Origin of the sequence: Paenibacillus sp. 19GGS1-52, assembly GCF_022369515.1 — a bacterium.
In the GTDB taxonomy this organism is placed as follows: Bacteria; Bacillota; Bacilli; order Paenibacillales; family Paenibacillaceae; genus Paenibacillus_AQ.
In genome coordinates this window covers 3,209,416-3,234,229 of record NZ_CP059724.1, presented here as the reverse complement: position 1 = coordinate 3,234,229, position 24,814 = coordinate 3,209,416, and the positions used below count along the sequence as shown (strand labels likewise).

Here is a 24,814-nt window from a genome sequence, read left to right as displayed (position 1 = left end):
TTTTCACCGTCTCAACAATAGAATCTTTTCCACATATAAGACCAACTGATACATTGCTGTTGCCACTACTGCGATGATAAGCAAACTGGACATGACCAGTGTAAAATTGAATACCTGAAAGCCATAGATGATCAGATAACCAAGGCCAGACTTCGCGACCAAAAATTCGCCAACGATAACTCCGACCCAGGACATGCCTACATTCACTTTTAATGTAGAGACCACTGTTGGAAAGGAGGCTGGCAGAATAACCTTATTAAACACCTGTACGCGTGTTGCTCCGAAGGAGCGGACTACCTTGATTAAATTGGGGTCCACGCTGCAGAAGCTGTTATACACAACCAGCGTGGTTATAATCACTGTAATAGATAATGTAGTGACGACGATAGCCGTGAATCCGGCACCAAACATTACGATAAATATCGGTCCGAGCGCTACTTTCGGCATGCTATTAAAGACAACCATGTACGGATCAAGGACTGCTGATAAAAAAGGAGACCACCAGATGATTACAGCCAGCAGAGTCCCAAGCAGTGTACCCAGCACAAAGCCAACTGCAGTCTCGCCTACTGTTATCCCGAGATGCGGCCATAGACTGCCGCTAACCATATCCCCCCAGATCTGCCGAAAGACTTTCGTAGGATAGCTGAACAACAACTCATCAATATAGCCCAGTCTGGCCCCCGCTTCCCAAAGGACGAAGAACAGCAGCAGCACACTGCTGCGCACAGCAAGAACCTGATTGCGCCGCCGCTGCTTTTTCTTCTGGAATTCTCCATGCATATGCTGCAGCCATTGTTCCCGGGAAGCTGCTTCACTGGTTTGCCCGTTATGTTTCACTAGCTGTCCCTCCCTGCAGACTCCATTTCCTGCCATATTTCATGAAAAAGCTCCGCGAAGCCTGCCTGATCACGTGCATATAAAGGAGGTGCGGCCCGGATAACCTCCGGCACTGGAAAGACTTTGCGGATCTTGCCCGGATTCCGTTGCAACAGAATAACCCGGCTGCTGACCGCAATCGCCTCGGACAGGTCATGTGTAACTAGAACTGCAGTTGTCCCGCGGCGGCGCAATGTCTCTGATACCAGGTCCTCAAGCTGCAGCTTGATCTGGTAATCCAGCGCCGAGAAAGGTTCATCCAACAGCAGAAGTCCGGGATTGGTGGCCAAGGTGCGCACCAGCGCCACTCTTTGGCGCATGCCTCCCGACAGCTGCGCTGGATAAGCTTTGGTCTTATCCTTTAGTCCCATGTCTTGGAGCAGCTCCAAAGTCTTCTGTTTTGTCTCTTCGTTTAAACATCCCGTTAACTCCAGACCAAGCACCGCATTGTCCAAAATGCTGCGCCAGGGAAAAAGATAGTCCTGCTGCAGCATATACCCTACCTCAGGAGAGGGTCCATTCATGGACCGACCATTGATAACTACTTCACCGCGCGAAGGCTGCATCAGCCCGGCTATGATCGATAATATAGTTGTCTTGCCGCATCCACTGGGACCAACCAGACTGACGAATTCTCCCTTCTCAACAGTAAGATTCAGGTCCTCAACGGCTAATGAAGCCTCAAGATCGCCAAGATAGGCATGCGTAACTCCCTTTAGCTGCACTACTGGAAGCATATCAGCCCCTCCTTCAAGGTTGTAGTGCTTGAACCTTCTCGAATGTTGTGTAACTTGTTATTTTGAGACGCCAGCCTTAAGGCTGGCTTCAGCTTTTTCGGCAAAGCTGTTATTTACAATTTTCTCTACTGGAACACGTGCTTTCAATTCTCCGGCATTCTCCATGACATCCAACAGATTGTTCCATTCTTCATTATCCACAACCGGATTAACCGCATAGGTATCCTGTTCCTTGTAGCGCTTGACCGACGATATTATAATATCCCGGTCTGTATTCTCAAAATAAGGCAGAATAGCATCGGCAATCTCCTCAGGACTGTGATCCTTCACCCATAGCTGTGCACGCTGGATCGCATTGGTGAACTTCTGGACGGTATCACCATTTTTGCTGATATAGCTCTCCTTGGACATAAATACCGTATATGGTAAATAGCCACTCACTATCCCAAACGAAGCTACCACTTTACCCCGGCCTTCACGTTCGAAGATGGATGCCTGAGGTTCAAACAGCTGCACGTAATCCCCGGTCCCCGAAGCAAAGGCTCCGGCAATGTTAGCGAAGTCGATATTCTGAATTAGAGTAATATCCTTGGCAGGATCAATCCCTTTTTGCAATAAGCTATACGCCCCAGCCATCTGTGGCATTCCACCTTTTCTTTGCCCGAGAAATGTTGACCCCTTCACTTTGTCCCAGCTGAAGTCCCCTGCATCCTTACGGGCGAACAGAAATGTACCATCCCGTTGGGTCAACTGCGCAAAGTTAATGACAGGATCATCCGCACCCTGCTGATACACATAAATGGAAGTTTCTGAGCCTACCAGCGCCACATCAATAGCTCCCGAGAGAAGCGCAGTCATGGTCTTGTCTCCTCCTGGAATCGTCTGCAGTTCTACCTCCAACCCCTCATCCTTAAAAAAGTTCTGCGACAAAGCCACATATTCTGGTGCATAAAAGACAGAACGGGTGACTTCCCCAATCTTCACCTTTACTCCCGTTGAAGCTCCACCGCAGCCGGCAAGTACTGAAAAACACAATGTGATGAGCATGAGTGACAGGGACCTCTTGTACCTTCTCTTCATTCTTCATTCTCCTTTCTTACCGGGTCGTTTGCCCTTATCTAAAGCATATGCTGCAGCCTAGTGAAAGGTTAAGATGAACAATAAATATCGTTTGCACAGATTTATTTTGAATTTAAGAGCGATTTTTAGCCAAAATCATTGATCCACTTTGCTGAAATCAATCTTTATTTTAGATATACCCGTTAATGAAGAGTAATTTGTAGAATATCAGAGTAAATAAGAGTATATGTATTTTAGAAGGCTAATTATCAGGATATTACGTAATTTTAGAGTTGTGCAAACGTTTTTATATACTCGGCATATTCAGGTAGTATTAATGATAAAGCGCTTACTCACAATAAAAACGGAATTGCCATGAAAGGGGTTTGCTACTATGTATTCACAGTTTACCTATCTACATTCAAAATGTTTCCTTCAGACTGTTGCTGCTACAGCCTTAGCTGCTATATTGCTGGCCGGTTGCTCCGGTAATCCACCAGAAGGATCTGCTCAGTCTTCCGCCTCTCCTCAAGCGACAGCACAGCAGAATCACACGGTGGCTCCAGCGGCTACCAAACAGACGACTGCCACATCCGTGACGGCTGTAGATGAGCAGCCTTCCACTGTCTTTTATGAAATATTTGTGCGTTCATTCTTTGACTCTGATGGTGACGGAATTGGTGATTTGAAGGGAGTTACGGAGAAACTTGATTATTTGAATGATGGCGATCCCGCTACCACAGATGATTTAGGGATTGGCGGTATTTGGCTCATGCCTATTAATCCTTCCCCGAGTTATCATGGCTACGATGTAACCGATTATCGGAGTATTAATCCTGATTATGGAACTCTAGAGGATCTGCAGGAGCTTATTCAAGCAGCACATCAAAGAGGCATCAAGGTGATTATGGACTTGGTGGTGAATCACACCTCGAAGGAACATCCGTGGTTTGTTGATTCTGCCAGCAATAAAGAGGGTAAATATCGGGACTGGTATATATGGGCAGAGGATCAGAAACGACCAGCAAGCGGAACAAGCGCTGCGGGCAGTGGAAATCCGTGGCACAGCCTGCTTGGGAGTCATTATATGGGAACCTTTTGGGAGGGGATGCCTGATTTGAATTTCGATAATCCCGCAGTTCGCAGGGAAATGTTGGACATCGGACAATTCTGGCTGAAAAAAGGCGTGGATGGCTTTCGACTGGATGCAGCCAAGCATATCTATGAGGATCTATCTACAGACAAAAGTGCAGCTACAACTGCTAAAAATGTAACCTGGTGGCAGGAATTCCGCAAAGCTATGAATGCTGTCAATCCGCAGGCTTATATTGTAGGCGAAGTATGGGAGAATTCTGCCGTATCTGTTGGTGCCTATCTCAATCAGGCCTTCGATTCCGGCTTTAACTTTGGCTTAGCAGAGACCTTGCTCCATTCCGCAGAAGCTGAGAAAGACAGTGGGGCAGCCTATACGCTGGAACGTACCTATAAGCTTTACTCACAAATCTCAAAGGACGCTTTTACCGATGCCATATTTCTGACTAATCATGATCAGAATAGAGTAATGAGCCAACTGCAAGACAACTTGGATCATGCTAAAATGGCTGCAGCAATGCTGCTAACCCTACCCGGAAATCCTTTTATCTACTATGGCGAGGAGATTGGGATGCTCGGTGTGAAGCCGGATGAAGGCATCCGCGAGCCCATGAGATGGGTGTCTGAGGAAGACGGCAAAGGACAAACAACTTGGGAAGACAGCAGCAATAACACATGGACCGCAGAAAATAATGTGAAAAGTCAAAATAAAGATAACCACTCGCTGCTGGAGCGATACCGTGAGCTCATCTCCCTTCGCAATGCCGTGCCTGCCTTACGTGACGGAGGGATTCGTGATTATTCTTCGGGCAATACAGGTGTTATGGCCTATGAAAGAGTGAGCGCTCAGGAGCAAGTACTAGTTATGCATAATCTTACAGGCAAAAAGCAACAGGTCTTGCTTCATCCCAATGTGAATGGAGACAGTTATCACAAAGTTATCAACTACATCTCTGATGTAGCAGTCTTACAGGGAGATTCCCTAACCTTACCTCCCTATTCATCTGCCATTCTGAACTAGAGAATAGAAGTGGGTTGCCGGACCCATTCTGTAAAGGTATTGCATAGCTGAGATTTGTTCAGCGGAAAAGCAATCATCCAGTCCTCAGCAGCACTGTAGTTCATGCGCAGCAGCCAACCGCAGGAGAAATCGCCAATAAAGGCAGCGTAGTGTACTTTCCAACCGCTACCGCTCCGAGAACAGAGCCGCAATTCTCCCTCCGTGCAATAATATTTCATGACCCTGGCTAGTTGGGCGGAGTGCTCATATTCTCCGGTTTCAGCAAATAAGCTTTGAGATAAACTATGTAGAGAAGATGAAACTGAGCTCTCTTTGAGCTCTTCATACTTATGTTTAGACATCATCAGAGCTGGGACAAGCGGGTAACCCAGCTCAAGTGGTTCAATTATATTGAACAGCTGAAGACAGGTCTGCTCAACTGCAGCAGGTTCAATCTGTTCAAAGCTTATGGCGCCAACCTTTTGATTAGAAATCAACAGTATCCTATCCTTATGTACTTGCAGACATACGTCTTGTACATGCTCGCCTTCACTATATCGCAATCGGCACATTCGTTCCGCAGCTGTCGCCGTGCGCAGCTGTTCCATTACATTTTCATTCATAGCACAATCAGGGAACAGGAAATGTGCTAAATAAACGCTGTCCTTATCATTCACACCATCGTATCCTTCCTTTAATTCAATAAAAATTCATAATTCTTGCAAAATAAAGACGCCTTCGTGATAAATATCGCAATCTTTATGTTATCATAAGCTAATTTTAAGGTAAAATTAAGAAATAAAGGTTAAGATCAAAACATGAAATACTTGTAGCGAGGTGATTTCAAAATGAGAATGGTCATAACATTTCAGAACAAACTTGTACCTGTGTATTTCACAACAGAAAATAAACAGCCCACTCAAAAAGTACTTAGATTACTTAACAGTACGCTGGAGCTCAAAATTCAAAAAGGCAAAACTGCCCTCAAGAAATGTCTCAATTCTCTGATTAGTATCGAAATTAAAGGCTCTGAAGCTATATTGCACAGTTATAGTGAAAACGATTCATTAGCTCTATCCCTCTATTAAAGGAGGGATATTTTTTTGCCATATTTTCCAAACACATTATCTACCTGTTTAAGATAGGCGATTGTTTTCCGACGGAAACGCCCTTACGGGTATACGACTTCTGCATCCAAGACATAAAACAAGCAGCTTCCAGCTCACCGTAAAGATAAGCTCCTTATTGTTAGATTCTAAACACTCTTTTGCTTTCTGAGGCGTTTCCCACATATCCATTGGTAATTTTCTGCGCTTTTAAATATTCCTTTAAGACTGGCCGATCTTTTCCCCACACAAGTACCACTTGTTACCCGTTTTCTGAAAAGTTAGTTTTTTTAATCAGCCGCAGAAAAAAAGCATATCCCTTCGATTTAAAGGAATATGCCTAACTGTATTTTAATACCGGTTCTATTCAAATAGCGGCTGCTCTTCAGCCGATCTTATGGTTCGCATTTTCTTCTTTTTCGGCTTTTTGAATACGCAACTTGAATAGCTTCACTAGATTCAGACGTGTGCGTTCTTCATGACAGCTGTCCAGTTTCTTTATTATGAAACGGTCAATGGACATGTCCTTCGCTTCCTTTCATACTTCCATTCTTCAAAATCAGGCTAACAGGAAATAATTCCCTGTCCCTGTATCTCCTATATAAACGGGAATTCAACGATCTAAACGCAGTTATTCTATCCAATTTAATCATTCGAAAAAAGTGATTTACAAACAAAATATTAAGTGCTATATTAAATAAAGTAAATACCTATTATATATTTAAGGAGAAATCATAATGACAAATGTCCTTTTTATCAAAGCTAATAACCGCCCTGTTGAACAATCCGTAAGTGTTAAGTTGTACCACGAATTTCTGGAGAGCTACAAACAAAGTCATCCACAAGATGAAATTACTGAATTGGATCTGTTTGCAGAACAACTTCCATATTACGACAACACGTTGATTACGGGAATGTACAAAGCAGCTCAAGGTTATGAAGCAACCCCTGAAGAAGCTGCAGGCGCTGCGCTGGTCAACAAATATCTGGAACAGTTTATTGCTGCTGAAAAAGTAGTCATCGCGTTCCCACTCTGGAACATGACGGTTCCGGCTGTATTGCATACTTATATTGACTACCTGAGCCAAGCCGGCAAAACATTCCAATACACTGCTGAAGGACCTAATGGCCTGCTAGGCGGCAAAAAAGTCGTTCTATTGAATGCCAGAGGTGGCATTTATTCCGAAGGACCTGCTGCTGGCGCTGAAATGGCCGTAAACTTTGTCTTGGGAATGTTAGGCTTCTGGGGAGTTACGGATATCGAGCAAGTAATTATCGAAGGACATAACCAGCTTCCACAACAAGCAACAGAAATCATCGAAAAAGGCTTGCAATTGGCTAAGACTACGGCAGCATCATTCTAATCTGCCTCCAGTATTAAAAGTCTGGTTATAGTTATACAACGCAACTTTTTCAGACAGCTTTCCTGCACCAACCGGACTTTTATTTATATATAGCTTCATAAGGGTGCCCCTAAAGCCAATGGCTAAAGGGGCACCCTTTACTTTTACATAGAATATCTTGAGCTCTTCTTAAAAATCATCCACTCCCAGACGCCAGCCTCTGGACCGTGATGGACTGACTTTTAAAGCAGTCTGAGCGTTTTTACGCTTTGTCTTCTTCTCTTTGCTATTCTGAAACAACAGCTCACGCTGTGTTTTGCGATAATTCAGCAGCCGATTCTGTTCAAGCACACCGCTCTGCACCGCCTCCAGCACAGCACAGCCTTCTTCTCGTTCATGACTGCAATCCTTGTAACGGCATTCTGCCGCCAAGCTGTTTATGTCAGCAAAAGCCAGTTCAAGTCCCCCGTCATCCTCCCACAGCTGCAGCTCCCGCATGCCTGGTGTGTCCACGATAATGCCTCCATCCGGCATTACAAACAGCTCACGATGTGTTGTGGTATGACGGCCTCGACTGTCACCCTCTCTTATATCCTGGGTTACTTGCAGTTCCTTTCCGCATAACCGATTAACCATTGTCGATTTACCACAGCCGGAGGAACCCGTCAGGGCAACGGTCTGACCGCTGCCAAGGTAAGGCAGAAGACTCTCCAACCCCTCACCTTGTAAGGCACTAACCGCATGTACAGCCACGCCTGGTGCAGCACGTTCCATATCGGCTATCTTGCTCTTCGCATCCGTACAGAGATCTGCTTTTGTCAGCAGAATAACCGGATTCGCTCCACTATTCCATGCCATGATGAGATATCGCTCCATCCGCCGTACGTTAAAATCATCATTCAAGGCGCTGACCAGAAATAAGGTATCCACATTTGCGGCCACGATTTGCTCCTCTTGAGTCGTTCCCGCTACTTTACGTGAGATGACACTATGCCGCGGTAGAACACCATGAATCACTGCATGCTCACCGCCATCCTGCATGGAAAGCCCCACCCAGTCACCGATAGCCGGATAATCCCCGGATACTACTAGCCCATGTCTCAACTTGCCCGCAAGCTCGCCCCAGGTCTCGCCCGACTCCGCCATTACCCGATACTTAGTGCCAAAGTCACCGACGATCCTACCGGGAACAAGCTCTGGTCTCCCGGTGTCAAACCACTTTTCATTCCATTTTCTATTCCAATCTTCATTCCAGCCATATTGCATAATACTCATCCAATTCCTCCTAAATAATGTGGTTATAGCTCTTACCTGCATTCAAATCAACCAGTCTTTGGGAACATAAACTTTGCCAAAAGGCAAAAAACCGCCGGAACGTTTAGGTTCCGGCGGCTGGTCTGCTATAGACTGCTCCCTTTGCAAGAAAGAAGAGCGAATCTTAGATAGACACGCAAAAAAAGCCGCCGGAACCGATACGGTCCCCGACGGCTCTAATAGTTGTATTAGAGCTTACGCGCTAAACTGCGTTAAGCATTACTGCGCAGTAGCTGTTCCCGGAAGACACGTATCCACAACAGTTGCAACCGATAATGTATAGACTGTCATAAATATCATCCCCTTCCGAAATAATCTGTTGTAAGCATAAACGTTGATCCCACATAATGTCAACCTAATCATTTAACTCATAGTCATAATTTACAAAATGTCCTTGAGCTCATCCAGCTCGTTAATGGTCTTCCATGGATGTACATCCAGCGAATCGTCCCAGCCATGGTTCCTCCGCAGCCAAATACTTTCCATCCCGGCTTTACCCGCTCCCCAGATATCATTCACAGGATGATCGCCGATAAACAAGGTTTGTCCGGCATCTGTACCCAGCCGTGCAAGCGCCAGTAGGTAAATTTCCGGGTCCGGCTTACTGATCCCTACTTCTCCAGAGATAACGATGGTTTGAAAGTAGTCGCGCAGATTGATGGAGTCTATTTTGCCATATTGGATATCCGTCTTTCCGTTAGTAACCAGTCCGAGAATATAACCACGATCCCGACAGTATTTTAATACATCAAGGGCATGTTTCATCAATGCTCCATGCTTTATATAGCTTTCGTCATAATACACACGGATGGCTGAAGCGGAGACTGGAGATTGCCAAGGCAGCTCCTGAGCGAGCTCCGCAAAAAAACCGTCTTTATCCCTGTAACCGTCAGCGTCCCGGAGAATGATATCCTCAATTACCTCCTGCGCCTGCTTGGGATTTAAATATCCCAGAAAATCACGGACAAATTGCGTGCTAAAACTGCGAAAGGTATGATCACGGTCCATTAATGTATTGTCTAGATCAAATAGCAAGGCTTGTATTTCTTTCATGCAATGATTCCCCTTATGTGCTTAATTTCAATCCGCTCTCTTCAGGAATTCATTGTACTATGCCTTTACAAACAAAGAAAAGACCATTCTGAAAAAGGAAACCGATTCTCCTCTGTTCAAAACAGTCCTACTGATCAAATTCATAAATCATTTGCATAAATCCATGGGTCACTTCCTTACTCAAAATGCTCCGGCCTGTGTGTCAGCATCATTTCCTCGTCCGTGATATATAATGGAAAAGGTGGTGTTTCCTTAAGATAACTTTCTGTGGAGAGCAGTCGGTAATGGACCTCAGGCAACCAGGAGTCCTCGATTAGCGGTAGCTTTCCTGTATCATTAATATAATTGTCTACCGCAGACTGAACCAAATCGAGGTAATAAGGAACTAGCTTGTCTTCTTCGGTAAAGATTTCGAATGTTTCACGCGACATATAGAACTTTTGCTGCGGTACTCCACCCAAATAACGTTTTAGACGAGCGAGATCAATACTTTTATCTGCCATGATAAGAGCCGTGCGATTAATCGGAGTGGGCATATCAGCTTCGAATTGCTTTACAGCCTGCTTGACCTGTGGCAAAGTGACCATTACTTGATCTGAAATGGGATTTTTCTTAGCGCGTTTGAATATCATACTGAAAGTCTCCTTTCGAAGTATATGTCAGATAACGCTTACAATTCCAGTTTATTCGTTTTCTGAATATTTAATCAGTATTCTTCCCAATATTCACAGAAAGTTACCATTTATAAGTTCATTATTTGACATATTCCCAGTGAGTCCACATCTCCTGCGGGTTTAGTTCATATTTATCATTCTCCCGATACATGAACTGATGCATAATAAACTCACGGCGGATAGTAGCAAAATCATCATGAAATGGCTTAATGAACTCATTTATTTCTTTTTCCGTGTAGATGACTCCGGGCTCCAGTTTCTCCACAATATACTGTAGGGCGATGAGTTTTTTCTTATACTGTGCTGGAATTTGCCGCAGACGACCATCCTTGGAGAAAAAATTACGCAGCACCGTTTCTTTGAGACTGTTGTCCGATGATTGTTCTTCCATACCTTCTACCCCCTTAGCAAAAATAAATTGCAATGAAGCATCTGCTGTAGCCGTAATAAATTCAGGATTCAGCTTGAAATAGACAGTGTTCTTGTCGCGACGTTCTTTAATTAGCGCAGCCTCACGCAATTTGGAAGCATGATGAGTTACTGTTGGCTGCGATAAATTCAATTTCTCGGCCAGTGCCTGTCCATGCATTTCTCCCTGGGACAGAATCAGCAGCATGCGCAGACGGGTAGGATCAGCTAAAGCCTTATGATATTTCACAATTTTATCAAGTTGCACGGGTAGACACTCCTCTAACATTCATAGACTGAAGATAAAGCGGCGAAGCAATTTAGATATATATCTAATTATACAACAATAAATGCGGCTTTATCAACCGCTTCCACCATAAAAACCGGCCTTTATGGAAAAAAACTTGGGTTTGGGGTAGGATTTAAAGAAACGAACAGGAACTAACAGGAGGTTGCCAGCAAAATGAAAGATGTAATTATTATCGGGGCAGGTCCCTGTGGGCTCTCGACAGCCATGGAATGTCAGCGTCAAGGGCTTACTAGCTTGATCATTGAGAAAAATTTTATCGTACATTCCATTTATTTGTATCCAACCAACATGCAATTTTTTAGTACAGCCGAGCTGCTGGAAATCGGGGGTGTTCCTTTTACATCGCCAAATGATAAGCCCTTCCGTCATGAAGCACTAGTCTATTATCGTCGCGCTGCACAGCAGCATGGTCTGGAAATCGCCGCCTATGAAGAAGCTTTATCTGTCGAGCCTCTTGATGATGGAACGTTCGCCGTACATACTTCATATTCGCGTGGTGAGCACAAGACTCGGCAAGCTGCCCACGTTGTGATCGCGACAGGTTACTTTGACCAGCCTAATATGATCGGAATCCCCGGCGAAGAGCTGCCTAAGGTGACTCATTATTTTGGAGAAGCCCATCCTTATACGGGTATGAGGGTTACCGTTATTGGCGGCAGCAATTCGGCAGTGGATGCGGCGCTCGAGCTGATCCGTGTAGGAGCTGCCGTAGACATGGTGTATCGCGGAGATAGCATCTCAGAGAATATTAAACCCTGGGTTCGGCCAATCTTTGAAAGCCTGGTAAAAAAAGAAAAAATCACACTGCATATCCAATCACGTGTAGTGGAAATTACACCACACTCTGTAATCATTCAGTTGCCAAATGGAGAAACTGAAGCTGTGGATAATGATTTTGTGCTGGCCTTAACCGGTTTCCGGCCTAGCCGCATCCTCCTTACTTCAGCAGGCGTTGTCATGGACGACGAACTGGAGAAACCAGCATTTAATCCATCCACCATGGAGAGCAATGTGCCCGGACTGTATGTAGCCGGTGTAATCGCTTCCGGCCGCAATGCTAATGAGGTCTTTATTGAGACCGGTCGGGGACATGGCAAGCTTATTGTGGACCATATCCTCTCGAAACAGTGCAGCAAGGATAAGGAGATGGATCACTAATATGGACTTGACCTCTTTGCTTTTGCTTGGATTGGCAGCACTAGGTATCATCAGCAGCAATTCACCTGTGACCATCGCCATGGTCGTCCTGCTGCTGCTGAGAGTGCTTGGATTACAGCAGGCCTTCCCGTGGCTGGAGAAGTATGGCCTGACCGTCGGGATTATCGTGTTGACCATCGGTGTGATGACACCGCTGGCCAGCGGTAAAATATCGCTGCAGATGGTTGGCCAGTCATTTCTGAACTGGAAGTCACTGTTAGCGATCGCCATCGGTATTCTTGTCGCCTACCTTGGTGGACGAGGCGCGGTACTTATGGGCAGTCAGCCTACTGTTGTTGCCGGACTCCTGATCGGTACAGTGATCGGCGTGGCCTTCTTCAAGGGTGTCCCGGTGGGCCCGCTCATCGCGGCTGGCATTTTGTCACTGTTGATTGGGAGAATGTAATTCATGCTGAGTATTTGAGCAAGTTCAATGCAAAAAATGGCCGCCTTCATCAGGCGACCCGTAAATGTATTATGAATTTCTCATTCTAACCTTGCTGCCAGTAATCACCCATCCAGACGCTGCACATTAAACAGTCTGGCGTAACTTCCCTCCACAGCCATCAGTTGATCATGTGTCCCACGTTCGGTGATTGCACCGTTCTCCAGCACCACAATCTGATCTGCGTGTGTAATCGTTGACAGCCTATGGGCTACGATCAAGGTGGTGCGCTCGGAAGAAAGTGCCTGCAGCGCTTGTTGGATCAGATACTCCGATTCCAAATCCAGGGCCGAGGTAGCCTCGTCCAGAATGAGCACCTTTGGGTCTTTAAGAAATACTCGTGCGATGGCTACACGCTGCTTCTGTCCACCGGACAGCTTTACTCCGCGCTCGCCAACCTCGGTATCATAGCCCTGCGGCAGCTGCAGAATGAAATCATGGGCATTGGCCGCCTGAGCGGCAGCAATAATATCTTCCTCCGGCGCCTCAGGATTGCCGAAGAGGATATTGTCACGCACTGAACCACTGAACAGGAAATTATCCTGAAGCACCATACCGACGGTTCTGCGCAGACTCTCTTGTGTCAGCCCCCTTATATCCTGCCCGTCCATTTGGAGACTGCCTTCGCTAATATCATAGAAACGCGGAATCAGGCTAATCAAGGACGACTTGCCTCCCCCGCTCATTCCTACAAAAGCAATCGTCTGCCCCGGCTTGATGCTTAAAGAAATATCCTTCAGCACCCATTCGTTCTCATCGTTATATTTAAACCATACCTGCTTAAAATCAATGGCACCAGTTGCTCCAAGCAGAGGTTTAGCACCTGGCTCATCAACAATATCATAAGGCTCATTCAACAGCTCCAGCACCCGCTCCAGGGAAGCCGAGGCTTGGGTCAACACCGTCGAGGAGTTGATCAAGCGCCGCAACGGCGCATACATGCGGTCAAGGTAACCGAAGAACGCAACAAAGGTGCCCAAGGTCAAGTTTCCTAGGATAACCTGATATCCTCCATAACCAATGACGAGCAGCGGTGCAATATCCGTCAGTGTATTGATAATGGCGAAGGTGATCGCATTCCAGCGGGTTTGGGCCATTGCTTTTTCCAGAAAATGCTTATTGATAGATTCGAATTGCTTATGATCTACTTGTTCCATCGTGAAGCTGCGGATGATCGCAATGCCCTGAATCCGTTCATGCAGGTATCCTTGAATCCCAGCAAGTGCTTGTGAGCGGTCCTTGGTCAGTATCTTAAGCCGCTTGTATAGCGTATTTACAGCAATGGCGTAAAACGGTAAAATGGCGATGGATACAAGGGCAAGCGTCGGATTGAGGTAAAACATAAACGCCAATGCGAACACAAGCGTGAACATATCCAGCCATATGTTCATCATCCCCACTTCCACCAGATTCTTGGTCTGCTCCACATCATTGATGAATCGGGAGATGGCTTCTCCCACCTTGGTATTCTGGTAATACCGCAGCGATAAACGCTGCAAATGGCTGTATAGCTTGTTTCGCATGTCGAAAAGTACTTTGCTGGTAATCAGCTGGGCAAAATATTGACGGAAGTATTCCACCGGCCCCCTAACAATTACAAACAAAATAAAAGCTCCACCCAAAATAAGCATTAGCTGTGACACCCGCTCCTGAACCGTCATATTCGGATTCAGCAGCAGATCATCCACAATATATTTCAGGATCATTGGCAGGGTCAGGGGAATGCTGAATTTGATCATGCCAATAATGAGCGTAATTATTATCAATTTCATATAGGGCCGAACAAAAGGGTAATAGGATTTCCATTGCTTCACTGAATTGTTCTGTCCCTTCACTTCATCGAGATTACAAGGTATTGTTGACTTTTGCGCTCTACAATGTTTTTATATTTTTAAGTCCATAAGTACGATTGCAGTACCCGAACTTCAGGAGGATAACGATGTCTAGACAATTTGTGACGGAAGCCGTCATGATGGCGATCTACGGTCAACTGCTCGTTCCGAGTAGCCCTGTGGAATATATAGTGCCTTATACAACTATAATAGAATTGTACGAATTACGGGATAGCGATGAACCGTTAATGAACCGCCCGGACGATGACAAGCATGTCAAACTTAAGATTCGTGAGCTAATCGATTATTTCGAAGAGCCGCTGAATTCCAAGAAAATCAATCGCTGCCTCTCCATCCCCTGGGCCAAAAGCTCCGCCATTCTGCTCGGTGGACAGGCGCAGATCACGATTATTAACAGCTTGGATACTGAAACCTATGGGGAAGTATTCGATCCAATCGAAACCGAACTTCTGTTGTCATCCCAGCGTGAGAAGGTACCCATCCTGACCGATCAATTTGAGCTGATCCAACGTATTATTGAAGGCGGGATTCCTGTTCAGGTATACGATATTGATGATTTCGATTTCGCGATGGAGGAAGAATCTTTTCGCAGCTCTCCTTAATACAAATATGCATATTAGCCCATGCCTTTTGGCAAGGGCTTTTTGTATTATGCAGAAACCACCCATTTCTGAAATATCAATCTGTATATTTACTCCCGTAAAGTTTCGGTTGCTGTCAATGCTTTGTACTTATACTCAATATCATCCTCAACCTCGGAGTACACGATAGATAGGCTATATCCATCCATATACCATAAGTCCTGCTCTTCCATATAGAACACTATTCCTTCTTGTTCCACTCTGTTCGCCGGACGTCCCGGCGCTTCAGTAGCTATACCCAGTGAGAATCCGGGGTGAAGTCCACCACCCGAACTATAACGGGGAAATAAACGAATATAGTCTCCATTTGCTAGGCCAAGCTCTCTTCTGAACCAGGCAGCCGCGGCTTGACTTATTTCCATACTCATCTCTCTCAGCTCCTTTGTGATTCTTATCATACTTAAAAAATGCTAATATTCCAAATGACTATACACCATAAGGGATTAACAATTTGTTCAAAAATACATTTGACAAGGTCTCGAAGTGAGTGATAAACTCGGTTCATAACGAAGCGTCTTCAAGTTATTACCAAATGAAAGAAAGGGTGAGAGCGGTGTTTAATATTGTACCAGTGCAATCTTATACTATTGTCGGCAACTACACACAACCAAATACCGAAGCAGCCCAAGTGGTGGAACCATCCTGAATATCTAGCGATATACGCGTAGCGCTTGATTTCAGTACATGACAATCTCTCCATGCCTGGTGCTGTCTTAGCACCGTGCGCATGATAAGCTGTAAATTACAGGCATATCGTCCGTTTTCGGATGATATGCCTTTTTGTATGCTTTTGAGCGGACCACTATTCTGAATTCCCTGCAAACAGCCGACAACCATTTAACTCGAAAGGATGGGATTTACCTTGTTCTCTGTTCTCAAAAATCTCGGGTGGTTCTTTCGCCGGGAGAAAAAACGTTATTTTATCGGCCTTATTCTGCTTATCATTGCCGGAGTACTTGAACTTCTTCCCCCACGTCTCCTCGGTAATGCCATTGACGAGATTGTAAGTGGCTCAATTACAGCTACTTCTTTGATCAAGTATATTTCGGCAATAATCGCCATGCTGCTCATCATCTATTGGATCACTTACATATGGATGCATAAGCTGTTTGGGGGTTCCAACCTCGTAGAGCGCTTGCTGCGTTCCCGCTATATGAACCGTCTTATGACCATGACCCCATCCTTCTTTGAACGCAATCGTACCGGAGACTTGATGGCGCGGGCGACCAATGACATCCGTGCGGTCTCGGCAACGGTAGGCTTCGGGATGCTGACGCTGTGTGACTCTACGATCTTTCTGTCAGTCGTGCTGCTGGCGATGGGCTCTCTGGTCAGTTGGAAGCTTACATTGGCTGCTGTATTGCCACTACCGCTAATAGCGGTAGCAATGATTTTCTATGGCCGGGCCATTCATGACCGTTACAGTCTGGCACAAGACGCTTTTGGCGATATGAATGACCAGGTGCTTGAATCCGTATCCGGAGTGCGGGTTATCCGTGCGTATGTGCAGGAACGGCTGGATGAGCAACGTTTCGCGGACATTACGGAAGATGTATACCGCAAGAATATGGCAGTGGCCCGTGTTGATGCTTTTTTTGAACCAACGATCCGCTTCTGTGTCGGACTGAGCTACATTATTGGGCTCACATATGGCATATACCTTGTCTTCCGCAATCAAATCACCCTTGGAGATCTTGTCTCCTTCAATATGTACCTTGGAATGATTGTGTGGCCGATGTTCGCCATAGGTGAGCTGATTAATATCATGCAACGGGGTGGCGCTTCACTCGAACGCATTGATGAAACGCTGAATTCAGTACCAGATGTACAGGATATAGCGCAGCCAGTAGAAGTTGCTAGTCCAAGCAGTATCGAACTAAAAAATGTGACCTTCCGTTATCCCACCTCAACCATTGATAACCTTAATGGAGTAAGCCTCTCATTGTCGCAAGGGCAAACACTAGGTGTAGTCGGCCGCACCGGCAGCGGTAAATCAACACTGCTGAAGCAATTACTGCATGAATATCCGAGCGGGAGCGGTGAACTTCTAATCTCGGGTGTACCGATTGACAATATTGCTCTCGACCGCCTGCATAGCTGGATGGGTTATGTTCCGCAGGAGCAGATCCTGTTCTCCAAAAGCGTGCGCCAGAACATTCAGTTCGGTCTTGATAAGGCTGATGATGAAACGATTATGAAAGCCATAACCGCTGCTGCCTTCCAGAATGACCTCGGGACCTTGTCCGAGGGTCTGGATACCTTGGTCGGGGAACGGGGAGTCTCCCTCTCCGGCGGACAGAAGCAACGTGTCTCCCTCTCCAGAGCTTTTATCGCCAATCCGGATATTCTGATTCTGGACGATGCCTTATCAGCCGTAGATGCACGTACGGAAGCCCGAATCATCGAGAACATCCGGCAAGAGCGTTCGGGTAAGACAACTTTGATCTCAACGCATCGTCTCTCCGCCATTGAGCATGCCGACATTATCGTTGTTCTCGACAACGGACATATTATTGAACGGGGCACACATCAAGAGCTGCTTGGTATGAATGGCTGGTATCGTGAACAGTACGATCGGCAGCAGCTTGAGAATAACTTAACGAATGAATAATAAGCAAATCTTAGCGTATGCTTTCGAGGCAGTTTTACTGCGGAGTATACTTCAGTGAAGCGTAAGGCTTCGTAAAACTTGGCCTATGCTTTCGAAGTAGTTTTACTGCGAAGAACATTCAGTGAAGCCTTAGGCTTCGTAAAACTTTTAGGGGGTGTCACCGTTGACACAAAGTACAGGCAAACGCCTGCTGCAATACGCATTAACTGCCAAAAAGACCTTTATCGCCGCCCTTCTGCTCCTGTCCATCGGAGTTGCGGCAGAGCTTGCTGGCCCTTTTATCGCCAAGAGCATGATCGACAATCATATGCTGGCGATCGAGAAGCCTTATTTCCAGACCGTTGACTCCTCCAAAGAGGCTGCGGAATATAACAATACCTATTATAAACGTGGCGACCGGTTTGAGCCGGGAGAAGCCAAGGGTCAGGAAATTCGCCTGCTTCAAGAGGGAAGAAGCTTTTATTTCATTAACGAAGCAGTAGCTCAGCCTGAAGGACAAAGAACGTACCGTGATGGAGTGCTATATATTCAGCGTGGTGACAAAGAGCTAAGCTACCCTGCAGTCAAGCTTTCCGCAAATGAATTATTTTCCTTTTACAAACCTGAGCTGCCCGGTATTTATGAGCTGGTAGGATTGTACGCTCTGTTTCTCGTCATCTCGATCTTCGCAGAGTTCGGTAAAACCTACTGGCTTCAATCCTCAGCCAATCAGGTCATCCGCAAGTTGCGGACCGATGTGTATGCGCATATCCAGCGGCTGCCCGTTTACTTTTTTGACAATTTGCCTGCGGGCAAGGTCGTCTCCCGGGTAACCAATGATACTGAAGCGATCAAAGATCTGTTCATTGCCGTTCTATCCAATTTCAGCACAGGTATTATCAATATTATTGGGGTCTATGTAGCCATGTTCCTGCTTGACGTCCGTTTGGGTCTACTCAGCCTGTTCCTCATTCCCATTCTTGTGCTCTGGATCATTCTATACCGCAAAATCGCCACCAAATACAACACGATTATCCGCTCACGTCTCAGTGAGATCAATGCCATTATTAATGAATCGATTCAGGGAATGTCAATCATCCGTATTTTCCGCCGCCAGAAGCAGCGTAGAGAAGAATTCGAGGGACTGAACGATGATTACTTGAAATATCAGAATAAAATGCTCAATCTAAATGCCTTTACGTCCCACAATCTGGTTAATTCGTTGCGCAGTCTCTCTTTTGTCTTGGTATTGTGGTATTTCGGATTTGGCAGTCTCGACGGCACGACTTTTGTGTCACTTGGTGTCCTGTATGCCTTTGTCGATGTCTTGGGCCGGATGTTCCAGCCTATTACCGGTATGGTCAATCAGCTAGCCAACCTCGATTCCTCCATGGTCTCAGCAGGACGTGTATTTACGTTGATGGACGAACCCGGAGAACTGGTCACCGATGGTTCCATGCCGCGCTACAAAGGGAATGTGGTCTTCAAGGATGTCTCGTTTGCTTATAAAAAAGACTTCGTATTGCGCGATATCTCCTTTGAGGCACGTCCAGGCGAAACAGTTGCGCTCGTGGGTCATACCGGCTCCGGCAAAAGCTCAATCATTAACCTGCTGTTCCGTTTCTATGATCCGCAGCGCGGCTCGATCACGATTGACGGGCAAGAGGTTACCGCTATACCTAAGCAGTGGCTGCGCAGCCACATGGGTATCGTATTACAGGACCCTTATCTCTTCACGGGTACCATCGCCTCCAATGTCAGTCTAGGGGACAAACGAATATCACGGGAGCGGGTTGAACGGGCCTTGCGCGAGGTCGGTGCCGATAAGCTGCTATCCCATCTTCCCCAAGGTTTTGATGAGCCGGTTGTTGAGAAAGGTAGTACTCTTTCCGCCGGTCAGCGCCAACTGATTTCTTTTGCCAGAGCCTTGTCCTTCGATCCAGCTATCCTCATTCTGGATGAAGCAACCTCCAATATTGATACGGAAACAGAGAGTGTCATACAAGATGCGCTGGAGGTGCTTAAAAAAGGACGCACTACCTTTATCATCGCGCATCGCCTGTCCACAATCCGCAGTGCTGACCAGATCCTGGTGCTGCATCGCGGCGAGATCGTAGAACGCGGCAGCCATGAGGAACTGATGGCGATTGGCGGAAGATACTTCAATATGTACCAGTTGCAGGTTGGAGCTGGAGCCGCAGGAGGAGCAAGCATCCCTGCTGTACCCATAACACCGGCGACGGCAGCAAACTCACTGTTATAATCAAACCACCCTAATATTAATAAGCCCTTGGTACTGCTTCGTTGCAGTCCAAGGGCTTTTTGTAATGAATAGAATTCTTGCTGCTTGAACACAGAACGTTTGTTCCGTATAATGGGAATATATACATAAGAGCGGAGTGATAGTCGATGATTTCCTATACATTAACCAAGAGGCAGGCCCGACTTTTTTTGCTGCGTCATCAGAAATTAGCTTCCGGAGCATTGCCAGAAGGCAAACAAAGCATTTATGATTATGTGCGCCATGTGGGCTGTATTCAATATGATCCACTTAGCATCGCCGGGCATAATCACGAGCTTGTACTGCAGGCACGTGTTCCCGGATTTACGCCAGAGCTTGTACAAGAGCTACTATACAAGGACAGGCTGCTGGTGGACGGCTGGGATAAGAATATGTCCATTTATTGCACGGAGGACTGGCCCTATTTTCGCAGGCTCAGGGTACCTGCCTCCACACGCCATGATGGAAATGATGCCTTAATATCCACTGTCACAGAGGTCCGCCAAGCATTGCTACAAGGTGGCCCTCTCTGCTCACTGGATTTCGAACGGACGGAGAAGATTGACTGGGCCTGGGCTCCAGCCAGATTGTCGCGGGCCGCACTGGAGAGTATGTTCTACTGGGGCGAGCTGGTCGTACACCATCGGGTGCATACGCGCCGCTATTACGACTTTGCTGCTAAGCTGCTGCCTGAACATCTGCTTCAAGCTGACGAGCCTAATGTTACACCGGAGCAGTATCATGACTGGTATGTGCTGCGTCGGATCGGCAGTATTGGGCTGCAATGGAATAAATCCGGTGACGGCTGGCTGGGTATTTTCGGTCTTAAGAGCAAAGAACGAACCGCTGCGGTCGAGCGACTATTGCTGCAGGACAGTATCAGAGAAGTGAGAGTCGCAGACGTAAAGCTGCCGTTATACATGCGCACCATGGATGTTCCCACCTTGGAGCTTATTCTGCAGGAGGAAGCAGAAAATACTGGTATCCACCCTACCCATATCCCTTTTGCAGCAGCTTTGGCACCGCTGGACAATCTAATATGGGACCGTGAACTCATCCGTCAATTGTTCGACTTTCACTACCGCTGGGAAGTCTACAAGCCTGCGGCTGAACGAGAATATGGCTATTATGTACTTCCTCTACTGTACGAGGATCGTTTCGTCGGCCGATTCGAACCTGTAATGGATAAGAAAAGTGGGATATTGAACATTGTAAATTGGTGGTGGGAACCGGGAGAATCCTTAACAGCGGACATGATTCCGGCGCTCAAGAATGCCCTAAATTCGTTAGCACGCTGCGCAAGGGCTACGTCGATTCAGTTCCTCCCCGTCGTCGCTGCTGCTTGCGGACTTGAGAAATTAGAAGAAGGTGCTTGGTAGGGATCTCGAACGTAAATAAACGTCAAATCTCCCAAAGGTTAGGGGTTTGACGTTTATTTTCTTATTTCTTCACTATATAATCCACAAAACCTTGCCGTATCCGTTCTCCTTCAAAGATCCGCTCCAGCACCCGATCTTCCTTATAGAGCACCTCCATATCACTGAACAGAGCATCCGGCTCATCAGCACTGTAGTAGGAATGAATTACGGGCAGATCATCATCGAATTGTTCATATTGATGCTCTCCCAGATCGCCACCAGTACCACAGCGAAAATCGTTGACTGTCAGAAAGTTGGCGAATAACAGTCCGCCTGGTTTTAATACACGCTTCAATTCTTGTATGGACTGACTAACCTCTATTTTTCTCATATGAAATATAGAATTGTAGGAATAGACGAAACTGAGTGAGTGATCTGCAAAATCCAGCTTCCGCATGTCTCCCAGATTAATGTTAAGATTGTATCCCTTTTCCCGGGCATATGTATTGGCGATCTCAATTTGCAGTAGATCACAGTCAATACCATAAGTCGTATAGCCATGCTCTGCAAACAAGCCTAACGGTGGGGTCTCTCCTCCCGCTCCACAATCCAGAATTTTTCTTTCCAAATTGGTTTCATTACAGAACATCAAAAACCGATATAAAGGAGTTTGCTTGTATATCGTATTCATATTAAATGCTCCTCTTCTAGTCCTAATTTAGAGTACATTTCCGTGCAATATCCCTGTAATTTGATCTCCAGCCTGCTGGCTTTATTCTTGAAGCGTTTCAGCTCGCGAATCATTTGTGCCCGGCCTGCTGGCGTAAATGTCTCCTGAATCCGTTCTTTAAAATAATCATGCACAATGTGATTTCGCTGCTTCCAGACCTGCTGAAGCTGGGCAGTCTCTTGTTCTGAGAAAGGAAAATGATGCTGGATTTCTTTGATGAGCTGGCCGAGTGAATTGCTGAGCTTTCGCTGATATAGATCAGCGAGTTCCGCTTCCGTAGGTGTCTTCCCTTGAGACATCTTGGTAAGCAGCAGCAGGTTCGTTAACTGCTGTTCCAACGCCTGACAATAGTAGACTGCCAATCCGAAATAAGCGAATAACTCTTTGGACTGCTCACTCCCCGGTATTTGTGTATCCTTCATCTTTCCTCCCACTTTAGTCTCTTGTTTATTTTTGTTACGGTTCTTTGTATTCGTTAGTGTTAGTTCTTGTTGTTATCCTTGCGACCCGAGAGATAGAGATATAGAGCGACAAGCACGGCTGTATATAGAAAAACATGAACAAAAGACAGCAGCACATCCGATATCGGCAGGGTGTCGGCGTTCATCAGAGTATCCATCATCGGCGATACCGGTGGCAAAAGCAGAGTAAGCAGTTGCCACTGCGCGGGTAAAAGACTACTTATCTTAGTCGCCCCAATAGATATAGCGATGATTGCCAGCAGGATACCAAGTGCATGGCTGCTTTTTTTAACCCATGAGGCTTGCAGGTAAAGGGCGATCGCTATCCCGAGCATACCCAATAATCCATGACCTACTAAAGCTACTAGAATCCGATATCCACCTGCCGGTTCGTCAAAACGATCGCTAACTAACGGATAGATTACGATCAGTAGATCAAGCAGTAATGTCAGAAGGGCAAGTGTTATTAATCTGCCAGCGGTATATTTTCGGGCACTGCGCAGATGAACAATGGTGATCTGTGCCTGCACGGAATGCTCATGGTTCAGAAAACTAAGCCCCATCCAAGCACAGCCGATAAATAACAACACCGCGGTTGCTGCATAACTGTTCATAACCGGGTTAGGCTTATACGAATACAGGACTAATACTGCTATCACCAGGCCCGCAAAAGGAGCAAAATACCGCTGTGAGCGTGTATAACTACGCAGTAAATAAGCGATAAGAGCCATCATATTCCCGACTCCCCTAGGGGTTCCACCGAAATAATAGAACCGCCAACACCTAGCACTCGCCGTAGAAAATCATCTGTGGCATCCGGTTGGACAGTCAAACCAATCCCTTCACCCCTGCGAGCATCTGTAATTATATTTAAAGAAATGAAGCCGGATCTACCCGTCATTTCCATCTGTTCCGCGGAAGATAAGCCTGTACAGCATATGTATGTAGTAGGTTTAACCCACAGGTTCTCTGTACCTTTTATATTCCTTATCATCTTTCCCGCTTGAAGCACGAGGACTTGGTCTGCCAAAGCCTCAATCATCTGCGGTTCATGAACAGAGTATACAATAGCCGTCCCCTTTTTCTTTAGCTCACGCAGCAGAGCAATGAATTGATCCATAGCTGGAATATCCAGACCTGATAAGGGCTCGTCTAGCAAAAGAAGCGTTGGTGGTACAAGCAAGGCTTGAATCAGGTTTATTTTTTGCAGCATCCCTTTGGAGAAATTCATCATAACCTCAGTGCGAAATTGCTCCAGATAAAAAACTTCAAGTAGCTCCTGTATGCGATGCTCTAATTCCCCCGCGATCAGTCCACTGATCCTGCCCATACTGCGTAGATATTGCTCTGGTGTAACCTTTAGTCCCGGAAAGGACTCTGGTGCATAACCGATTACAATGTCAGGTTGTCGGGTTAAGCGACCTGATGAGATATGGATCAATCCAGCGATAATTGAGAGTAGTGTACTTTTGCCAGAACCATTCCGGCCAATAAGTGCAGTTGCGGTCCCCTGCTCTATACTCAGCGACACTTCATCCAGTACACGTCGACCTCCATAAAGTTTACTAACCTGCTTCAGCTCTATTAAAGGAACCCTCACACTCATTAGCTGTGCTCCCTTCACCTCCTTCTTTTATTCGCCAGATCTTTGTCTTTTCCCTCTTAAAGAAAACAAATTAACATAGACTTAACAAGATGAAACGGCTTCGCCTTCCTTTATATGGACGGCATCCGTTTCTCCGAAAAATATAAGGATAAATTATGACGTGAAACATATAAATTCTTATGTTTTAAAAACAACCAGACTCTCACAGCAGAAAAAAACTGTACAAAGTCTGGTTGCTTTTTGAAGAATAGAGGCTCTTCATAGCCTTATGCGTACACTTCAACAACTTCACTAATGGAGCGGCAGGCCTCGGCACAGCTTCGGCAGGCTTCAATACACGTCTGGCAATGGATATGTATGTGGTTACTGTTCTCCGTGGCACAGGCATCACATATCTCAGCACAGAGTCGAAGAATACTACCCACAAACGGACTTTGGCGGGTCATCGCCTGAATGGCAAAGGAACAAATATCAGCGCATTCCCGGTCCAGCCGGATGCTGTGGCGAAGCACAGCAAGATCGTATTCCTTCAGACTTGCAACATAGCTATGGTTACAGGCATTCATACTTTCAAGACAAGCATTAATACATTCCTGATATAGAATTGGGGTCATTGAGACAACCTCCTGCAATTTTTTATAGGTATGCCTATGTATTAACCTGCACAAAAAGGAGCG

Annotated in this window: 25 protein-coding genes; 9 read left to right on the top strand and 16 right to left on the bottom strand. The window is 46.1% G+C overall.

Annotated features, from left to right (window positions below; genetic code table 11):
- Positions 1 to 3 precede the first annotated feature (3 nt).
- From H1230_RS15160 to H1230_RS15150, 3 genes are read right to left on the bottom strand one after another with little or no spacing between them, the layout of a single operon-like run.
- On the bottom strand, positions 4 to 783 hold the full coding sequence (locus tag H1230_RS15160; RefSeq protein WP_239717348.1) for an ABC transporter permease: 780 nt from the start codon (positions 781 to 783) through the stop codon (positions 4 to 6).
- A gap of 56 nt (positions 784 to 839) precedes the next feature.
- Positions 840 to 1,616, bottom strand: a complete 777-nt coding sequence (locus H1230_RS15155) for an ABC transporter ATP-binding protein (protein ID WP_239716677.1) — start codon at positions 1,614 to 1,616, stop codon at positions 840 to 842.
- Positions 1,617 to 1,673: 57 nt separating this feature from the next.
- Positions 1,674 to 2,696 (bottom strand): ABC transporter substrate-binding protein, encoded by a 1,023-nt coding sequence (locus H1230_RS15150; RefSeq protein WP_239716675.1) that lies wholly within the window; start codon positions 2,694 to 2,696, stop codon positions 1,674 to 1,676.
- A 373-nt stretch (positions 2,697 to 3,069) separates the two neighbouring features.
- Between H1230_RS15150 and H1230_RS15145 the strand changes: the two genes are divergently transcribed.
- Positions 3,070 to 4,788 carry an alpha-amylase family glycosyl hydrolase gene (locus tag H1230_RS15145; protein ID WP_239716673.1) on the top strand — a complete coding sequence of 573 codons (1,719 nt, stop codon included), beginning with the start codon at positions 3,070 to 3,072 and terminating at the stop codon, positions 4,786 to 4,788.
- Here H1230_RS15145 and H1230_RS15140 read toward each other — a convergent pair.
- On the bottom strand, positions 4,785 to 5,444 hold the full coding sequence (locus H1230_RS15140; protein ID WP_239716671.1) for a hypothetical protein: 660 nt from the start codon (positions 5,442 to 5,444) through the stop codon (positions 4,785 to 4,787). The two genes, H1230_RS15145 and H1230_RS15140, sit on opposite strands and share 4 nt — an antisense overlap.
- A gap of 171 nt (positions 5,445 to 5,615) precedes the next feature.
- On the opposite strand from H1230_RS15140, the gene H1230_RS15135 reads away from it, so the two are divergent.
- Positions 5,616 to 5,855, top strand: coding sequence for a hypothetical protein (locus H1230_RS15135; RefSeq protein WP_154119857.1), 240 nt, complete (start codon positions 5,616 to 5,618; stop codon positions 5,853 to 5,855).
- Positions 5,856 to 6,258: 403 nt separating this feature from the next.
- On the opposite strand, the gene H1230_RS15130 is transcribed toward H1230_RS15135, so the two are convergent.
- Positions 6,259 to 6,396, bottom strand: a complete 138-nt coding sequence (locus H1230_RS15130) for a hypothetical protein (RefSeq protein WP_239716669.1) — start codon at positions 6,394 to 6,396, stop codon at positions 6,259 to 6,261.
- A gap of 214 nt (positions 6,397 to 6,610) precedes the next feature.
- Between H1230_RS15130 and H1230_RS15125 the strand changes: the two genes are divergently transcribed.
- Positions 6,611 to 7,237 (top strand): FMN-dependent NADH-azoreductase, encoded by a 627-nt coding sequence (locus H1230_RS15125; protein ID WP_239716667.1) that lies wholly within the window; start codon positions 6,611 to 6,613, stop codon positions 7,235 to 7,237.
- A gap of 168 nt (positions 7,238 to 7,405) precedes the next feature.
- Here the strand turns inward: H1230_RS15125 and rsgA are convergent, their stop codons facing one another.
- The 4 genes from rsgA to H1230_RS15105 form a co-directional block, all read right to left on the bottom strand.
- On the bottom strand, positions 7,406 to 8,491 hold the full coding sequence (gene rsgA, locus H1230_RS15120) for a ribosome small subunit-dependent GTPase A (RefSeq protein ID WP_239716665.1): 1,086 nt from the start codon (positions 8,489 to 8,491) through the stop codon (positions 7,406 to 7,408).
- Between the two features lie 420 nt (positions 8,492 to 8,911).
- Positions 8,912 to 9,583 (bottom strand): HAD family hydrolase, encoded by a 672-nt coding sequence (locus H1230_RS15115; protein ID WP_239716663.1) that lies wholly within the window; start codon positions 9,581 to 9,583, stop codon positions 8,912 to 8,914.
- Between the two features lie 176 nt (positions 9,584 to 9,759).
- Positions 9,760 to 10,215: a DUF3939 domain-containing protein gene (locus H1230_RS15110; RefSeq protein WP_239716661.1), complete on the bottom strand. Its 456-nt coding sequence runs from the start codon at positions 10,213 to 10,215 to the stop codon at positions 9,760 to 9,762.
- Between the two features lie 121 nt (positions 10,216 to 10,336).
- Positions 10,337 to 10,933 carry a DUF2087 domain-containing protein gene (locus H1230_RS15105; RefSeq protein ID WP_239716659.1) on the bottom strand — a complete coding sequence of 199 codons (597 nt, stop codon included), beginning with the start codon at positions 10,931 to 10,933 and terminating at the stop codon, positions 10,337 to 10,339.
- Positions 10,934 to 11,128: 195 nt separating this feature from the next.
- On the opposite strand from H1230_RS15105, the gene H1230_RS15100 reads away from it, so the two are divergent.
- Together H1230_RS15100 and H1230_RS15095 are read left to right on the top strand one after the other, a co-directional pair.
- The gene (locus H1230_RS15100; RefSeq protein WP_239716657.1) at positions 11,129 to 12,133 is read left to right on the top strand and encodes a YpdA family putative bacillithiol disulfide reductase; all 1,005 of its coding nucleotides are present in this window, start codon (positions 11,129 to 11,131) and stop codon (positions 12,131 to 12,133) included.
- A 1-nt stretch (position 12,134) separates the two neighbouring features.
- Complete coding sequence (locus tag H1230_RS15095; protein ID WP_239716656.1) at positions 12,135 to 12,578, top strand: DUF441 domain-containing protein; 444 nt, start codon at positions 12,135 to 12,137, stop codon at positions 12,576 to 12,578.
- A gap of 104 nt (positions 12,579 to 12,682) precedes the next feature.
- Here the strand turns inward: H1230_RS15095 and H1230_RS15090 are convergent, their stop codons facing one another.
- Positions 12,683 to 14,431, bottom strand: a complete 1,749-nt coding sequence (locus H1230_RS15090; RefSeq protein ID WP_275591228.1) for an ABC transporter ATP-binding protein — start codon at positions 14,429 to 14,431, stop codon at positions 12,683 to 12,685.
- Between the two features lie 125 nt (positions 14,432 to 14,556).
- Here H1230_RS15090 and H1230_RS15085 point away from each other — a divergent pair, with 125 nt between their 5' ends.
- Positions 14,557 to 15,072, top strand: coding sequence for an ADP-heptose synthase (locus H1230_RS15085; RefSeq protein ID WP_239716654.1), 516 nt, complete (start codon positions 14,557 to 14,559; stop codon positions 15,070 to 15,072).
- 89 nt (positions 15,073 to 15,161) lie between these two features.
- Here H1230_RS15085 and H1230_RS15080 read toward each other — a convergent pair whose 3' ends face one another.
- Positions 15,162 to 15,479, bottom strand: coding sequence for a HesB/YadR/YfhF family protein (locus tag H1230_RS15080; protein ID WP_239716652.1), 318 nt, complete (start codon positions 15,477 to 15,479; stop codon positions 15,162 to 15,164).
- Between the two features lie 494 nt (positions 15,480 to 15,973).
- On the opposite strand from H1230_RS15080, the gene H1230_RS15075 reads away from it, so the two are divergent.
- The 3 genes from H1230_RS15075 to H1230_RS15065 all read left to right on the top strand — a co-directional run bounded on the left by H1230_RS15075 (position 15,974) and on the right by H1230_RS15065 (position 21,361).
- Positions 15,974 to 17,722 carry an ABC transporter ATP-binding protein gene (locus H1230_RS15075; RefSeq protein WP_239716650.1) on the top strand — a complete coding sequence of 583 codons (1,749 nt, stop codon included), beginning with the start codon at positions 15,974 to 15,976 and terminating at the stop codon, positions 17,720 to 17,722.
- Positions 17,723 to 17,885: 163 nt separating this feature from the next.
- Positions 17,886 to 19,964, top strand: coding sequence for an ABC transporter ATP-binding protein (locus tag H1230_RS15070; RefSeq protein ID WP_239716648.1), 2,079 nt, complete (start codon positions 17,886 to 17,888; stop codon positions 19,962 to 19,964).
- 146 nt (positions 19,965 to 20,110) lie between these two features.
- Complete coding sequence (locus tag H1230_RS15065) at positions 20,111 to 21,361, top strand: winged helix-turn-helix domain-containing protein (protein WP_239716645.1); 1,251 nt, start codon at positions 20,111 to 20,113, stop codon at positions 21,359 to 21,361.
- A 61-nt stretch (positions 21,362 to 21,422) separates the two neighbouring features.
- On the opposite strand, the gene H1230_RS15060 is transcribed toward H1230_RS15065, so the two are convergent.
- From H1230_RS15060 to H1230_RS15040, 5 genes are all read right to left on the bottom strand, one after another.
- A complete protein-coding gene (locus H1230_RS15060) occupies positions 21,423 to 22,031 on the bottom strand; it encodes a class I SAM-dependent methyltransferase (protein WP_239716643.1) in 609 nt (202 codons plus the stop codon).
- Positions 22,028 to 22,492 carry a hypothetical protein gene (locus tag H1230_RS15055; RefSeq protein WP_239716641.1) on the bottom strand — a complete coding sequence of 155 codons (465 nt, stop codon included), beginning with the start codon at positions 22,490 to 22,492 and terminating at the stop codon, positions 22,028 to 22,030. Before H1230_RS15055 ends, H1230_RS15060 begins: the two co-directional genes overlap by 4 nt.
- Positions 22,493 to 22,551: 59 nt before the next feature.
- On the bottom strand, positions 22,552 to 23,265 hold the full coding sequence (locus H1230_RS15050) for a hypothetical protein (RefSeq protein ID WP_239716639.1): 714 nt from the start codon (positions 23,263 to 23,265) through the stop codon (positions 22,552 to 22,554).
- On the bottom strand, positions 23,262 to 24,137 hold the full coding sequence (locus H1230_RS15045; protein ID WP_239716637.1) for an ATP-binding cassette domain-containing protein: 876 nt from the start codon (positions 24,135 to 24,137) through the stop codon (positions 23,262 to 23,264). The genes H1230_RS15050 and H1230_RS15045 overlap by 4 nt, the downstream gene beginning before the upstream one ends.
- A gap of 266 nt (positions 24,138 to 24,403) precedes the next feature.
- Complete coding sequence (locus H1230_RS15040) at positions 24,404 to 24,751, bottom strand: four-helix bundle copper-binding protein (RefSeq protein ID WP_239716635.1); 348 nt, start codon at positions 24,749 to 24,751, stop codon at positions 24,404 to 24,406.
- Positions 24,752 to 24,814: the final 63 nt, after the last annotated feature.

What these genes read in the sequence shown, in the direction of transcription:
- H1230_RS15060 (WP_239716643.1), bottom strand. Translation starts at nt 22,031, where the DNA reads ATGAATACGATATACAAGCAAACTCCTTTATATCGGTTTTTGATGTTC.
- H1230_RS15135 (WP_154119857.1), top strand. Translation starts at nt 5,616, where the DNA reads ATGAGAATGGTCATAACATTTCAGAACAAACTTGTACCTGTGTATTTC.
- H1230_RS15095 (WP_239716656.1), top strand. Translation starts at nt 12,135, where the DNA reads ATGGACTTGACCTCTTTGCTTTTGCTTGGATTGGCAGCACTAGGTATC.
- H1230_RS15050 (WP_239716639.1), bottom strand. Translation starts at nt 23,265, where the DNA reads ATGATGGCTCTTATCGCTTATTTACTGCGTAGTTATACACGCTCACAG.
- H1230_RS15100 (WP_239716657.1), top strand. Translation starts at nt 11,129, where the DNA reads ATGAAAGATGTAATTATTATCGGGGCAGGTCCCTGTGGGCTCTCGACA.
- rsgA (WP_239716665.1), bottom strand. Translation starts at nt 8,491, where the DNA reads ATGAGTATTATGCAATATGGCTGGAATGAAGATTGGAATAGAAAATGG.
- H1230_RS15130 (WP_239716669.1), bottom strand. Translation starts at nt 6,396, where the DNA reads ATGTCCATTGACCGTTTCATAATAAAGAAACTGGACAGCTGTCATGAA.
- H1230_RS15155 (WP_239716677.1), bottom strand. Translation starts at nt 1,616, where the DNA reads ATGCTTCCAGTAGTGCAGCTAAAGGGAGTTACGCATGCCTATCTTGGC.
- H1230_RS15085 (WP_239716654.1), top strand. Translation starts at nt 14,557, where the DNA reads ATGTCTAGACAATTTGTGACGGAAGCCGTCATGATGGCGATCTACGGT.
- H1230_RS15040 (WP_239716635.1), bottom strand. Translation starts at nt 24,751, where the DNA reads ATGACCCCAATTCTATATCAGGAATGTATTAATGCTTGTCTTGAAAGT.
- H1230_RS15150 (WP_239716675.1), bottom strand. Translation starts at nt 2,696, where the DNA reads ATGAAGAGAAGGTACAAGAGGTCCCTGTCACTCATGCTCATCACATTG.
- H1230_RS15160 (WP_239717348.1), bottom strand. Translation starts at nt 783, where the DNA reads ATGCATGGAGAATTCCAGAAGAAAAAGCAGCGGCGGCGCAATCAGGTT.
- H1230_RS15055 (WP_239716641.1), bottom strand. Translation starts at nt 22,492, where the DNA reads ATGAAGGATACACAAATACCGGGGAGTGAGCAGTCCAAAGAGTTATTC.
- H1230_RS15080 (WP_239716652.1), bottom strand. Translation starts at nt 15,479, where the DNA reads ATGAGTATGGAAATAAGTCAAGCCGCGGCTGCCTGGTTCAGAAGAGAG.
- H1230_RS15125 (WP_239716667.1), top strand. Translation starts at nt 6,611, where the DNA reads ATGACAAATGTCCTTTTTATCAAAGCTAATAACCGCCCTGTTGAACAA.
- H1230_RS15110 (WP_239716661.1), bottom strand. Translation starts at nt 10,215, where the DNA reads ATGATATTCAAACGCGCTAAGAAAAATCCCATTTCAGATCAAGTAATG.
- H1230_RS15065 (WP_239716645.1), top strand. Translation starts at nt 20,111, where the DNA reads ATGATTTCCTATACATTAACCAAGAGGCAGGCCCGACTTTTTTTGCTG.
- H1230_RS15115 (WP_239716663.1), bottom strand. Translation starts at nt 9,583, where the DNA reads ATGAAAGAAATACAAGCCTTGCTATTTGATCTAGACAATACATTAATG.
- H1230_RS15045 (WP_239716637.1), bottom strand. Translation starts at nt 24,137, where the DNA reads ATGAGTGTGAGGGTTCCTTTAATAGAGCTGAAGCAGGTTAGTAAACTT.
- H1230_RS15145 (WP_239716673.1), top strand. Translation starts at nt 3,070, where the DNA reads ATGTATTCACAGTTTACCTATCTACATTCAAAATGTTTCCTTCAGACT.